Origin of the sequence: Streptomyces sp. NPDC058239 (assembly GCF_042882185.1) — a bacterium.
Lineage (GTDB): Bacteria > Actinomycetota > Actinomycetes > Streptomycetales > Streptomycetaceae > Streptomyces.
In genome coordinates, this window is record NZ_JBHVWS010000003.1 from 102,484 (window position 1) to 116,133 (window position 13,650).

General features: G+C 72.7%; 8 protein-coding genes and 1 pseudogene. 8 read left to right on the plus strand and 1 reads right to left on the minus strand.

Going from position 1 to position 13,650, the window contains the following annotated elements; genetic code table 11:
- Window positions 1–5 precede the first annotated feature (5 nt).
- The 8 genes and pseudogenes from ACFVYE_RS05475 (at window position 6) to ACFVYE_RS05510 (ending at window position 10,249) form a co-directional block, all read left to right on the plus strand.
- Complete coding sequence (locus ACFVYE_RS05475; protein ID WP_389604451.1) at window positions 6–833, plus strand: hypothetical protein; 828 nt, start codon at window positions 6–8, stop codon at window positions 831–833.
- The gene (locus ACFVYE_RS05480; protein ID WP_383958818.1) at window positions 830–2,113 is read left to right on the plus strand and encodes a hypothetical protein; all 1,284 of its coding nucleotides are present in this window, start codon (window positions 830–832) and stop codon (window positions 2,111–2,113) included. The genes ACFVYE_RS05475 and ACFVYE_RS05480 overlap by 4 nt, the downstream gene beginning before the upstream one ends.
- A 49-nt stretch (window positions 2,114–2,162) precedes the next feature.
- Window positions 2,163–2,783: a TetR family transcriptional regulator gene (locus tag ACFVYE_RS05485; protein ID WP_383958816.1), complete on the plus strand. Its 621-nt coding sequence runs from the start codon at window positions 2,163–2,165 to the stop codon at window positions 2,781–2,783.
- 168 nt (window positions 2,784–2,951) lie between these two features.
- Complete coding sequence (locus tag ACFVYE_RS05490; protein WP_389604203.1) at window positions 2,952–5,249, plus strand: molybdopterin oxidoreductase family protein; 2,298 nt, start codon at window positions 2,952–2,954, stop codon at window positions 5,247–5,249.
- A 133-nt stretch (window positions 5,250–5,382) separates the two neighbouring features.
- Window positions 5,383–6,810: a CitMHS family transporter gene (locus ACFVYE_RS05495; RefSeq protein ID WP_389604205.1), complete on the plus strand. Its 1,428-nt coding sequence runs from the start codon at window positions 5,383–5,385 to the stop codon at window positions 6,808–6,810.
- 2 nt (window positions 6,811–6,812) lie between these two features.
- Window positions 6,813–8,066, plus strand: coding sequence for an MFS transporter (locus tag ACFVYE_RS05500; protein ID WP_389604207.1), 1,254 nt, complete (start codon window positions 6,813–6,815; stop codon window positions 8,064–8,066).
- 55 nt (window positions 8,067–8,121) lie between these two features.
- Window positions 8,122–8,298: pseudogene (locus ACFVYE_RS05505) on the plus strand (sugar ABC transporter ATP-binding protein); the annotation flags it as partial.
- A 64-nt stretch (window positions 8,299–8,362) separates the two neighbouring features.
- Window positions 8,363–10,249: an ABC transporter ATP-binding protein gene (locus tag ACFVYE_RS05510; RefSeq protein WP_383958808.1), complete on the plus strand. Its 1,887-nt coding sequence runs from the start codon at window positions 8,363–8,365 to the stop codon at window positions 10,247–10,249.
- A gap of 22 nt (window positions 10,250–10,271) precedes the next feature.
- Here the strand turns inward: ACFVYE_RS05510 and ACFVYE_RS05515 are convergent, their stop codons facing one another.
- Window positions 10,272–13,637 (minus strand): ATP-binding protein, encoded by a 3,366-nt coding sequence (locus ACFVYE_RS05515; protein WP_389604210.1) that lies wholly within the window; start codon window positions 13,635–13,637, stop codon window positions 10,272–10,274.
- Window positions 13,638–13,650 lie beyond the last annotated feature (13 nt).

Consider the following 13,650-nt stretch of genomic DNA (forward strand, 5'->3'; position numbering starts at 1 on the left):
GGCGACTGCTGCCCGCCCGGCCGGGCGTCTGGGCCGTCATCGTGCTCACCGCAGGCGCCCTCGTGTTCGGTGCGAGCGCCTGTGGTGGGCGAGCCACCACCCACCACAAACCGGGCACCAGCCATGAGCAGGCCAGTGGCAGCGTCGGCCGGCTCCTCGCCGCCGACGACGGCTCCGGCCACCGGCTGCGCCAGGTCGACGCCAAGGGTGCTCCCAAGGTGACGGTGGCCGTCCGGCGGGACTCCGAGGACGGCTGGAACGTCCGTCTTTCCGTACGGAACTTCCGGTTCACCCCGGACAGCGTGGGCGGCGCCGCTCTCCTCGGGCGCGGCCACGCCCGGCTCTTCCTCGACGGCCACCCTCTCGCCCGGGTCTACGGCTCCTGGTACCACCTCCCCGACTCCCTCGTCCGCAGCGCCGGCGGCGGCGCCGGCCTCACCGTCCGCCTCTACGCCGACGACCACACCGCCTGGGCCGTGAACTCCGCCCCGATCCAGGCCACCACCTCCCTCACCACTGCCTCCGCGCAGCCCACCACCCCCGCGCCGCACCAACCGCAAACGCCCCGGCCCGACACAACACTTGAGATGGTCGTCTCCCACGGCAAGGTCAGCCCCGCCCCCGGCCGCACCGAGATCAAGAAGGGCCAGGTCATCGAACTCCGGGTCCGCAGCGACCACGCCGACACCCTCCACGTCCACGGTTACGACAAGGAGGCCCGGCTGCCCGCAGGAAAGACCGTCACCCTCACGTTCACCGCCGACCGCACCGGGCTCTTCGAAGTGGAGACACATGAGTCCGACCTGCTCCTGACCCAGCTCGTCGTACGGTGAGCGTCCTCGCCCATGGCATCGGCGCCCAGCACGACCTTCCGCTGTCCCCCTTCTACGCCTTCGCCGGGGCCTTCGCCGCGCTCTTCGTCTCCTTTCTCGCGCTCGGCCTGCTCTGGTCCTCCTCCCGATTCCGCGGCGACCGGGCGGGCCGCCCGCTCCCGGCCGCCGTCCAGCGCCTCGCCGACGCACGCCCCACCCGTGTCGCCGTGCGCGTACTCGGGCTGGCCGCCGCCCTGTTCATCACGCTCCACCTCCTCCTCGGTCCGGACGACCCGGACCGCAACCCGGCCCCCGGCGCCGTCTACGTACTCCTCTGGGTCGGGCTCGTCCCCGCCTCACTCCTTCTCGGCCCCGTCTGGCGACTGCTGAACCCACTCCGCACCGTCCACCTCCTCGGCTGCCGCGCGCTCGGCCGCGATCCCGCCGCAGGCCGCCCCCTTCCCGCACGCCTCGGTCTTCGGCCCGCCGCGGCCGGGCTCCTGGCCTTCACCTGGCTCGAACTCGTCGTCCCCGACCCCGCTTCGACCACCGCCCTACTCCTCTTCCTCGCCCTCTACGCCGCCGTCCACCTCGCAGGCGCCGCCCGCCACGGTGCCGGATGGTTCGACCACGCGGACGCCTTCGAGGTCTACTCGGGGCTGCTCGCCAGGCTCTCCCCGCTCGGCCGCCGCCCCGCCGACCGCCGCCTCGTACTCCGCTCCCCTTTCAACGGCCTCGATGCCACCCCGCAGACCCCCGGACTCGTCGCCACCGTCTGCGTCATGCTCGGCTCCACCGCCTACGACGGCTTCTCGGACGCCCCCTCCTGGATCGCCACGGTCCAGACCTCACCCCTGGGCCGCACCACCGCGGCCACGCTCGGACTCCTGGGCGCCGTCGCCCTCGTCGCCACCCTTTATGCCCTCTGCACCGGCGCCACCCGGCTGATCTCCGGTCAACTCCGCCACCCCCTCACCGCCTTCGCACACTCACTCGTCCCGATCGCCCTCGGTTATCTCATCGCCCACTACTTCACGCTCTTCGTCACCGAAGGGCCACGCACAGTCATGGTGGCATCCGGCACCGACAACCCCGTCCCGCCCGAGCCGCCCCTGGGTCCGGGGGGCGTCGCCGTGCTCCAGGTCGCCGCGATCGTCCTCGGCCACGTAATCGGCGTCATCGCAGCCCACGACAGGTCCGTGCGCCTCTTCCCGCCCGGCCGCGCCGTCGCGGGGCAACTCCCGCTGCTGGTCCTGATGATCACGTACACCATCGGCGGGCTGTCCCTGCTCATCGCATGACGGCCGCACCGGCCCCGACCTGCCACCCGCAGAGGAGACCCACGGCATCATGGATCCCGTGCCCCATGCGAACACGAACCTCCGCCGCGCCCCCGTGCAGCAGCGCAGTGCCGAACGCCTCGCCCGGATACTCGACGCCTGTGCCGAACTCCTCGACGAGACCGGATACGAGCAGCTGTCCACCCGCGCCGTCGCCGTCCGTGCCGAGGTCCCCATCGGCTCCGTCTACCGGTTCTTCTCCAACAAGCGCGCGCTGACCGATGCGCTCGCCCGTCGCAACCTGGACAGCTACGCCGAACGCATCACCGCCCGCCTCGCCGCCATCCCGGCCGCCGACTGGCGCAGCGCCATCGATGCCGTCCTGGACGAATATCTGGCCATGAAGCGCTCCGTGGCCGGCTTCGCCCTCGTCGACTTCGGCGCTCCGGCCCCCGACGACGACCCGGCCGGTGACGCCAACCACCGGGTCGCCGGCCGGCTCACCGAACTGCTCTCCGGGTACCTCGGCCGCGCCCCCGACGAGGAGCTGCTCCGGACGATCCTGGTCTGTGTCGAGGCCGCCGACGCACTCCTCCAACTCGCCTTCCGCACCGACCCGTCGGGCGACCGGGCCATCGTCGGCGAGACCCGCGTCCTGCTCCGGGCCTACCTCGCACAAGTCCTGGACTGACCGCGAGGGCCTCGTCCCACGGCCCGCCCCCCGACCCGCCCCGCGCCCGTCCCAAGGCCCGGCAATATCGGCGCGACAACACCTCCCCACCATGCGTACCGGTCGGTATGCTCGGCCGTGCTTGCCCACGTACGCGCGCCACCGCTGTCGCCGCCCCGGGGAGGGCCCATGTCGCACGACCCCAGCAGCTCCCGCACCGCCCTGCGCATCTGCCCCCTCTGCGAGGCCACCTGCGGACTCACCCTGACCATCGAGGGGGCCAGGGTCACCGGCGCCCGGGGTGACCGGGACGATGTCTTCAGCCGCGGCTTCATCTGTCCCAAGGGCGCGTCCATCGGCGGGCTCGACGCCGACCCCGACCGGCTGCGCACCCCGCTCGTCCGAAAGGGCGGCGTCCTGACGGAGGCGAGCTGGAGCGAGGCGTTCGACGCGATCGCCGGCGCCCTGCCCGCACTGACCGAGGAGCACGGGCAGCAGGCCGTCGGCGTAGTCCTCGGCAACCCGAACGTGCACACGATGGCCGGCGCGCTCTACCCGTCCGCGCTGCTCTCCGCCCTCCGCACCCGCGCCCTGTTCACCGCGAGCACCCTCGACCAGATGCCCAAGCATGTCTCCAGCGGACTGCTCTTCGGCGACCCGAACGCCATCCCGGTGCCCGACCTCGACCGCACCGACCATCTGCTGCTCCTCGGCGCCAACCCCCTCGAATCCAACGGCAGCCTCTGCACCGCCCCCGACTTCCCCGGCAAGCTCAAGGCGCTGCGCCGCCGTGGCGGCACCCTGACCGTCGTCGACCCGCGCCGCACCCGCACCGCCCGCCTCGCCGACCGGCACGTCGCCATCCGCCCCGGCACCGACGCCCTCCTCCTCGCCGCACTCACCCACGTACTCTTCGAGGAGAAGCTCACCGACCCCGGCGCACTCGCCGAGCATGTCGAAGGCATCGACGAAGTGGCCGAAGCCGTAAGGGAGTTCACTCCCGAGACGGTCGCCGAGGCGTGCGACGTGGACGCCGCGGCCATCCGTGCGATCGCCAGGGAACTCGTCGCCGCCCCCACCGCAGCCGTCTACGGACGCATCGGCAGCTGTACCGTCGAACACGGCACCCTCGCCAGCTGGCTCGTCGATGTCCTCAACATCCTCACCGGCAACCTCGACCGTCCCGGCGGTGCGCTCTTCCCGCTCTCCGCCACCGCCCGCGCTCCCCGTCCCGCCGCCCCCGGCAAGGGCTTTGCCCTCGGGCGCTGGTCGAGCCGGGTCTCCGGACACCCCGAGGCCAAGGGCGAACTGCCCGTCTCCGCACTCGCCGAGGAGATCGAGACGCCGGGCCAGGGCCGGATCCGCGCCCTGATCGTCCTGGCCGCCAACCCCGTACTCTCCGCACCCGACGGCGACCGACTCGACCGGGCTCTCGACGGGCTCGACTTCATGGTCAGCGTCGACCCGTACCTCAACGAGACCTCCCGCCACGCACACGTGGTGCTGCCCCCGCCGCCGCCCTCGCAGAGCGCCCACTTCGACTTCGCGTTCAACGCCTTCGCCGTGCACAACCAGGTCCGTTACACCCGGCCGGCCGTCCCCCTCGACGAGGGTCTGCTCGACGAGAGCGAGATCCTCGCCCGGCTCGTCCTCGCCGTCTCGGGGATGCACGGCGGCGACCCGTCAGCCGTCGATGCCATGGCCATCGACCGGATGCTGACCAGGGCTGTCGCCGACCCGCACTCTCCCGTGCACGGCCGCATCCCCGCCGAACTCACCGCCGCCCTCACCGGCCGCACCGGACCCGAACGCCGCCTCGACCTGATGCTCCGCCTCGGCCCGTACGGCGAAGGCTTCGGCGCCGACCCCGACGGCCTCACCCTGGGGCGGCTTCTGGCCCACCCGCACGGCATCGATCTCGGCCCGCTCCGGTCCCGGATCCCGGAGGTCCTCACCACCCGCAGCGGACGCATCGAACTCCTCCCCGCACCGATCGCCGCCGATCTGCCGAGGCTCCGCCACGCCCTGGCCGACCGGCGCGGACCGGACGCACTCCTCCTCATCGGCCGCCGCCATCTGCGTTCCAACAACAGCTGGATGCACAACATCGCGGAGCTGAGCGGCGGCTCGAACGTCTGCACCCTGCAGATGCACCCCGCCGACGCGGCCCGGCTCGGACTGACGGACGGCGGCGTGGCCACGGTCACATCGGACGGCGGCTCGGTGACCGCCCCGGTCGAGCTCACGGAAGGCGTACGCACCGGAGTGGTGAGCCTCCCGCACGGGTGGGGGCACAACCGCCCCGGCACCCGGCTGTCCATTGCCGCGGCCCACCCCGGCGTCAACGTCAACCAGCTTCTCGACGGCAGCCGGCTCGACCCGCTCTCCGGCACCGCCGTGCTCAACGGCATCCCGGTCGCTGTGACGCCCGCCACGACACCCGACACCGTGACCCAGGGGGTGCCGCCGGTTGTGCCCATCACATGATCACCGCGTTGACCTGGGGTTTTGCTCGTATTGCTCGCATGTCAACATCTTGTTAACGCTGCGAGGCGCGCCCTAACGTCATCCGCACCGCCGACTCCGGTGGGAGTTCAAGGGTGAGCGATAGGTATCCCACATGCTGACAATCCTCGGCTTTGCCATGATTGCGACCTTCCTGGTCCTGATCATGATGAAGAAGATGTCGCCGATCGCGGCGTTGGTCCTGATCCCCGCACTGTTCTGTGTCGCCGTCGGGAAGGGTGCGAAGCTCGGCGACTACGTCATCGAGGGCGTCGGCAATCTGGCCCCGACCGCCGCGATGCTGATGTTCGCCATCGTCTACTTCGGCGTGATGATCGACGTCGGCCTCTTCGACCCGATCGTGCGGGGCATCCTGCGCTTCTGCAAGGCCGACCCGATGCGGATCGTGGTCGGTACGGCGGTGCTCGCCGCGATCGTCTCGCTCGACGGCGACGGCTCCACCACCTTCATGATCACCGTCTCGGCGATGTATCCGCTCTACAAGCGCCTCAAGATGAGCCTGGTCGTGATGACCGGTGTCGCCGCCACGGCGAACGGCGTCATGAACACCCTTCCCTGGGGTGGCCCCACCGCCCGCGCCGCCACCGCGCTCAAGCTGGACGCGGGCGACATCTTCGTCCCGATGATCCCCGCGCTCGGCGTCGGACTGGTCGCCGTCCTGCTCCTGGCCGTCGTGCTGGGCCGGCGCGAGCGCAAGCGGCTCGGCACGCTCACCCTCGACGAGGTGCTGGCCACCGAGACGGTCACGGAGTCGGAGACGGTTCTCGTCGGGGCGGGCGGCGGCAGCGACCGTACTCGCAAGAGCTCCGGTGGAAGCGGTACGGGCACGGGCGCTGCCGGCGACGAGGCGGCAGACGCCGAGGCGAATGCGGACGAGGGCTTCAAGGGCCTGGACCCGCACCGCGCCACCCTGCGCCCCAAGCTCTACTGGTTCAACGCGGGCCTCACCGTCGCCCTGCTCACCGCGATGATCATGGAACTGATGCCGATCCCGGTGCTCTTCCTGCTCGGCGCGGCTCTCGCCCTCACCGTCAACTTCCCCCACATGCCCGACCAGCGGGCCCGTATCGCCGCCCACGCCGACAACGTCCTCAATGTCTCCGGCATGGTATTCGCAGCCGCCGTCTTCACCGGCGTCCTCTCCGGCACCGGTATGGTCGACCACATGGCCGACTGGCTCGTCGGCGCGATCCCCGACGGCATGGGCCCTCACATGGCGATCGTCACCGGCATCCTGAGCATCCCGCTGACGTACTTCATGTCCAACGACGGCTTCTACTTCGGCGTCGTTCCCGTGCTCGCCGAGGCCGGTGCCGCCCACGGTGTCTCCCCGCTGGAGATCGCCCGCGCCTCCCTGGTCGGACAGCCCCTGCACATGTCGTCCCCGCTGGTCCCGGCCGTCTATGTGCTCGTCGGCATGGCGAAGGTCGAGTTCGGCGACCACACCAGGTTCACCGTCAAGTGGGCCGCGCTCACCTCACTCGTGGTGCTCTGCGCCGGACTCCTCTTCGGGATCATCTGACCGTGCCCCGTACACAGGAGCCCGGCAGGAGCTGGCTGCTGCGCCTCGTCATCGCCTTCGCCTTCGCGCAGGGGGCGGTGTCGATGGCGCGGCCCGCCGTCTCCTACCGGGCTCTTTCGCTGGGCGCGGACGAGCGTGCCATCGGTGTGATCACGGGGGTGTACGCGCTCCTGCCGCTCTTCGCCGCCGTCCCGCTCGGGCGCAGGACCGACCACGGCCGGTGCGCGCCCCTGCTGCCGATCGGCGTCGTCCTGATCGCAGGCGGCTGCGCACTCAGCGGCAGGGCGGGCTCATTGACGGCGATGGCGGCCTGGAGCGGTGTGATGGGGCTCGGCCATCTCTGCTTCGTCATCGGCGCCCAGTCGATCGTCGCGCGGCAGTCCGCCCCGGCCGAACAGGACCGCAACTTCGGCCACTTCACCATCGGCGCCTCCCTCGGCCAGCTCATCGGTCCGATCGCCGCCGGGTATGTGATCTCCGAGCAGGACGGCGCCATGGCCCGTACGAGCGCACTCGCCCTGACCGTCTCGGCGGCCGTCGCGGCCGTCTCCTTCGTCTCGCTCTGGCGCATCGAGCACCGCTCCGCGCCCACGGCCCGCCGCGCGGATCCGGTCACCAAGGTCCCCGTCGGACGCATCCTGCGCACCCGCGGGGTTCCGGCCGGGATCTTCATCAGCCTCGCCGTGCTCTCCGCCACCGATATCCTCACCGCGTATCTGCCCGTCGTCGGTGAGCACCGGGGCATCGCCCCCGCCACCATCGGGCTGCTGCTCAGTCTGCGCGCCGCCGCCACCATCGCCTGCCGCCTGGTGATGACCCCGATGCTCCGCGTCCTCGGCCGCACAGCGCTGCTCACCACGACCTGTCTGCTGGCCGGATTGCTCTGCGCGGGCATCGCCCTGCCCGTACCCGTGGCGGCGCTGGCCGTGATGCTCGCCGTGCTCGGCTTCTGTCTCGGGGTCGGCCAGCCGCTCTCGATGACCACCGTCGTCCAGGCCGCCCCGGCCCAGGCCCGCTCCACCGCACTCGCCCTCCGGCTGACCGGAAACCGCCTGGGCCAGGTCGCCGCACCGGCGTCCGCCGGTCTGATGGCCGGAGTGGCGGGTACCGCGGCGCCGTTCGTCATGCTCGGCGCGCTCCTGCTCGCGGCGGCGGGGCTGGGGGTAGGCGGCGGGCGCGCCCGAAACACCGAAGCGACCCCGGCCGTGCCGGCGCCCCGGCCCCGACAGCGCCCCGCGGACCGCAGCCGCACCTGACGATTCCGTGGCGCCCGCCCGAGTGCGAGCAACCTTTGCGCGAGTCATTCCCACCGCCCCGGACCGCCCCGCGATCACGGCCGCCGACCTCGTCGTCCGTACCGGCCCCGGCATGCGGCTGCGCACCGGCGGACAGGTCCCGTTCCTGGCCGATCTCGCGCACCTGTACGTCGTCGGCCACCACGGCCGTCGGATCTGCCCACTGCCCAAGGACATCCCGGGTCTCGACGTCCGGGAACTTTCGTCCGGACCCGGGCGGTTGACCTCAAGTCGACTGGAGGTCGTACGTTCCTCCCATGAGCATGGAAGCAACCGCGTGGACGCAGCTCCACAACGTCATGAACGCGCAAGCGGACCGACGCCCCTTCGACCGAGCCACACTGCGGCGCATCGCCGCGTTCGCCCGTCCGCACCGGCGCCGGGTCGCCCTGTTCCTGATGCTGAGCGTGGCGACGGCGCTGCTCGCGGTCGCCACCCCCGTCCTCGCCGGCCGTGTCGTGAACGCGATCGTGACCGGCGACGACGGGGGCACCGTCACACGGCTGTCCCTGCTCATCGCCGTGATCGCCGTCGCGGAGGCGGCACTCGGCCTGGTCGGCCGATGGCTCTCGGCGAACCTCGGCGAAGGGCTGATCCTCGATCTGCGCACCGCCGTCTTCGACCATGTGCAGCGCATGCCGATCGCGTTCTTCACCCGCACCCGCACCGGCGCGCTCGTCAGCCGCCTCAACAACGACGTCATCGGCGCCCAGCGCGCCTTCAGCAACACACTCTCCGGCGTCGTCAGCAATGTCGTGACGCTGCTCCTCACCCTCGGCGTCATGCTCTCCATCTCCTGGCAGATCACCGCGCTCGCACTGGTGCTGCTGCCGGTGTTCGTGCTGCCCGCGCGCCGCATGGGTACGCGGATGGCGAGGCTCCAGCGGGAAGCCGCGGCCCACAACGCCGCGATGGGGACCCGGATGACCGAGCGCTTCTCCGCACCCGGCGCCACCCTGATCAAGCTCTTCGGCCGGCCCGCCGACGAGTCCGCCGAATTCGCCGCCAGAGCGGGCAGGGTGCGCGACATCGGGGTGCGCACGGCCATGGCCCAGTCCGCATTCATCACCGCCCTCACCCTCGTGTCCGCGCTGGCGCTCGCCCTGGTCTACGGGCTCGGCGGGTTCTACGCCCTGCGCGGGCAGCTGGACGCGGGCGCGGTCGTCTCCCTGGCCCTGCTGCTGACCCGGCTGTACGCGCCGCTCACCGCCCTTGCCGGGGCGCGCGTCGAGGTGATGAGCGCCCTCGTCAGCTTCGAGCGGGTCTTCGAGGTCCTCGACCTCAAGCCGCTCATCGAGGAGAAGCCGGACGCCCGGACGGTCCCGGAAGGGCCGGTGTCCGTGGAGTTCGACGACGTACGCTTCGGCTACCCGTCCGCCGACAAGGTCTCCCTCGCCTCGCTCGAAGACGTCGCGGCCCTCGACACCCGTGGCGGCAGCGAAGTGCTGCGCGGGGTCTCCTTCCGCGCCGAACCCGGCAGGACCGTGGCACTCGTCGGCTCGTCCGGCGCGGGTAAGTCGACCATCGCGCAACTGCTGCCGCGCCTGTACGACACGGACGAGGGTTCGGTGCGCATCGGCGGCATCGACGTGCGCGACCTGTCCGCCGACACCCTGCGTGACACCCTCGGCATGGTCACCCAGGACGGCCACCTCTTCCACGAGTCGGTCCGCGCCAACCTCCTGCTCGCCCGGCCGGAAGCCACCGAGGAGGACCTCTGGGACGCCCTGCGCCGCTCACGCCTGGACGGTCTGGTCGCCTCGCTGCCCGACGGGCTCGACACAGTCGTCGGCGAACGCGGCTACCGCCTCTCCGGCGGCGAACGCCAGCGGCTGACCATCGCCCGGCTGCTCCTGGCCCGCCAGCGCGTCGTCATCCTCGACGAGGCCACCGCCCACCTGGACAACACCTCCGAGGCAGCCGTCCAGGAGGCGCTCACCGAAGCGCTCGCCGGACGCACGGCAGTCGTGATCGCCCACCGGCTCTCCACCGTACGGGCGGCCGACCTCATCCTTGTCGTGGAGAACGGGCAGATCGTGGAGCGGGGCACCCACGAAGAACTCCTCGCGGCCGGCGGCCGTTACGAGGAGCTGTACCGCACCCAGTTCGAGAGCCCCGGTACGGAGGCCGCGGAGCTCGGCTGACAACGGCCGCCCGGACCACCGGTCAGCCGGGGAATCCGGTACGGGTGGCGGTCCAGTCCGCCCGGCCGGCCTCCTCCACCGCGAACGCCCCAGCGGGATAAGGGAGTTCCCCTGCCAGGGCCGCAGCCCGCCCGAACTCCTCGTGTGCCGCCGCCGCCCGGCCCAGCGCCGCGAGCGCGGCGGCATGCACCGTGCGGGCATCGGTCTCCGACAGCCGCTCGCCGACCCGTTCCGCACGCAGCGTCTCTGCCACCGCCCGCCGCGCCGCCCGCTCCGGGTGACCCGACAGCAGTTCGGCCCAGGCGAGCAGAGGCGCCGCCGACGGGTCTCCGTCGTCGGCCAGCAGAGTAAGGGCTTCCTGCGGGCGGCCCTCGCGCACCAGGCGTTCGGCGTCCGCCGTCCGCACCTCGTGCACGGCCTGCCGGTCGCGCTGCGCCTCGGCGGTCCGCCCCGCCCGCGCCAGCAGTTCCGCCGCGCCGGGCTCACCGGTTCTGATCCGGACTCGGGCCAGAGCGGCCAGAGCGTACGGGGTGCACCAGGCGGGACTCGGTCCCCCGTCCCGGACGGCCGCCCCGGCCTGTTCCCGCGCCTCGGCGAACTCACGCAGCAGCAGATGCAGTTCGGCCAGATTGGCGCGCTCGAAGGCCACCGTCGTCGGATCACCGGTGTGCTCGGCCAGGCTCAGTGCCTGCCGGCCGATGGAGACCGCCTCGCCGAGCCGGCCGGACCGGCGCGCGTGCTCCCGCAGCACCGAGAGGATGGTGACCAGCAGCTCCTGGTCCCCGTACGCCTCGGCATGCGGCAGCGCCAGATCGGCCGCTGCGCGGGCCTGCGCGAACCGGCCCGCGAGGCCGAGCGCGGTCGCCCGGCTCCCCAGGGACCGGGCCAGCAGACCGCGGCGTTCGCCGCCCCGCACCGCCTCGGCGGCCTCCTGCGCCCTGCGGGCAGAGGCGTGCGCGGCCTCGTACCGGCCGCCCACGAACCGCAGGACCGCCGCCGCCAGATGGTGCGTCGCGGTGGTGGTCGGCGGGGTGTGCGGGCCCGGGGGGTACGTACGCAGCAACTCCTCGCCCTCGTCGGTGCCGCGATGCTTCGCCAGCACCTCGGTCAGCCGGGCCGCGGCCAGCACCTGGCCGTCCTCGTCGCCGCGCCGGACCATGTCCGCCAGCGCCTCGCGCAGTACGGTGGCCGCCTCCTGGTACCGGGCCATCCGGCGCAGGACGGCTCCCCGGTCGATCCGGGCCTGTGCCGCATCGGAGGCCATCGTGTCGAGCCGGGCGGTCAGTTCGGCGTAGTAGCGGTCGGCGGTGTCATTGGCGCAGAGGGCCGCGGCGCGTTCGGCGGCCTGCCGCAGGTACTGGGTGGCCCGCGGGTCGTCGGCCCGGGTCAGATGCGAGGCCAGCGTGTCGACGGCGTCGGGGCGCCGCCTCAGCACCGCCTCCGCGTACGCCGAGTGCAGCTGCCGGCGGCGCGCGGCGGACAGCCCGTCGTAACACGTGAGTCGCACCAGCGGGTGGCGGAAGGCGAGGCCGGGCAGCGGCCGGCCACCGACCACCACCGGCCGTTCCGCCACCACCGAGGCGGCGACCGCCGCATCCACGGCGTCGGTCGCCTCGGCGGAGGAGAGCGGCGGATGCAGACCGTGCTCCGCCACATCCAGGATCTCGCCCAGCGCGGCCCCGCCGCCGGCCACGGAGATGGCCTCGACGACCCGGCGTGCCGCGGGCCCGAGCCGCGCAAGGCGAGCGGTCACCAGCTGACGGACGCCCTCCGGGGCGCTCAGCCCCGCGGTGTCCGCGCCGTCCTGAGCGGAGCGGGCGAGCTCCAGGGCGAACAGCGGATTACCGAGCGAGAGCTCCCAGACCCGGTCGAGACCGGTCCTGGCACCCGCGTCCTGTGCGACGGCCAGACACTCCGCGCGTCCCAGTCGCTCCAACTCCAGTGAGTGGGCGAGTCCTTGGCGGGACAGCGCTTCCAGTGCGGTGCGGCGCGGGTCCGTCCCGTCGAACTCCTCCGCGCGGTACGTGACGACGAAACGCCACGCGGCTCCCGTGGCCGACGCCCGCCGGGCCAGATGGCTCAGCAGCTGGTACGACCCCGTGTCGGCGGCATGCAGATCGTCCAGCACCAGCAGGACGGGCCCGGCCGCCGCCAGATCGCCGAGCAGCCCGGCCGTGGCCCGGAACAACCGGTCACGCTGCTCTTCGGGGCTGCGCTCCGCGCCCGCCCCGATCTGCCCCAACGTGGGCAGCAGCGAGGCGAGTTCGGGGTACTCGCCGCCGATCCTGGCCCGTTCGGCGGACGGCCGGTCGGCGAGCCAGGCATCCAGCGCCTCGACGAACACGCCGTACGGGGTGTGCCCCTCGGCATCGTGGCCCGCGCCCCACAGCACGGTCGTCCCGGCCTCGGCCGCCCGCCGGGCCGCCTCCGCCGTCAGCCGCGTCTTGCCCACGCCGGCCTCGCCGCCGACGAGCCGCACCGCAGGGCCGTCGGCGGCCAGCAGCACGCCGAGTTCCTCGGTCCGGCCCCGCAGCGGCGGACCGGGCGGGGTGCGTATCGCGGCCGGGAGAACGGGCACGGATGCGGTGGGGATCACGGCCGTGGATGCGTCCAGGGCCAGCAGGTACAGCTGCTCGGTCGCCGCGCCGGGCCGTACGCCGAGTTCGGCGTCGAGCGCCTCCCGGCACAAGTGGTACTGGCGCACGGCCTGCCGGCGAAGGCCCTGGCGCAGATAGGCGTCGATCAGCACTCGGTGGGCGCGCTCCTCGGCCGGGGCGGCGGCCATGGCACGCAGCGCCACCTCGGTGGCCGATTCGGTCTCGCCGTCGGTGAGATGGGCCTCGGCGAGTGCGAGCCGCACCCGGTCGCACAGCGCGGAGAGCTGCTCGCGCCGGGCCTCGGCCCAGGGCGCGTACCGGTCCTCGGGCAGCAGCTCGCCGGTGAACGCGGCGAGTGCGGTGGCCAGCTCCTCGGCCGTACCCGCGCCCAGTGCGTGCTCGGCGAGGCTCTCGGCGTGATCGGCGTCGATCACCACGGTCTGCGGATCGAGCCGGAGCAGGGTGCCCTCGCCGGTCAGATAGGACGAGGAGGCGCGGGGGGCCAGCTCCGGTTCCAGGGCGCGGCGGGCGGCGTGCAGGGCGACCCGCAGACTGCCGAGTGCGGCCCGGTCGTCGGAGTCCGGCCAGCAGATCTCCATGGCCTGCTCGCGGTGGAGGCTGTGGCCGGGGGAGACGGCGAGGAGTTTCACGAGGGCGCGGGCGCTGGGGCGGGGCCATTTGTCCGCGAGCGGGGGCCCGCCGTCGCGAGTCACCCGGAACCCGCCGAAAAGGTGCAGTCGCAGCAGCGGCGGACCGGCGTCCGTGCCGTGTCCCGTTCGCTCGGCGTCCATAAGGGCGCCACTG

Bases quoted from the DNA above. Each gene is read 5' to 3' on its own strand.
- ACFVYE_RS05485 (WP_383958816.1), top strand. From the start codon at position 2,163: ATGGATCCCGTGCCCCATGCGAACACGAACCTCCGCCGCGCCCCCGTG.
- ACFVYE_RS05490 (WP_389604203.1), top strand. From the start codon at position 2,952: ATGTCGCACGACCCCAGCAGCTCCCGCACCGCCCTGCGCATCTGCCCC.
- ACFVYE_RS05495 (WP_389604205.1), top strand. From the start codon at position 5,383: ATGCTGACAATCCTCGGCTTTGCCATGATTGCGACCTTCCTGGTCCTG.
- ACFVYE_RS05510 (WP_383958808.1), top strand. From the start codon at position 8,363: ATGAGCATGGAAGCAACCGCGTGGACGCAGCTCCACAACGTCATGAAC.
- ACFVYE_RS05515 (WP_389604210.1), bottom strand. From the start codon at position 13,637: ATGGACGCCGAGCGAACGGGACACGGCACGGACGCCGGTCCGCCGCTG.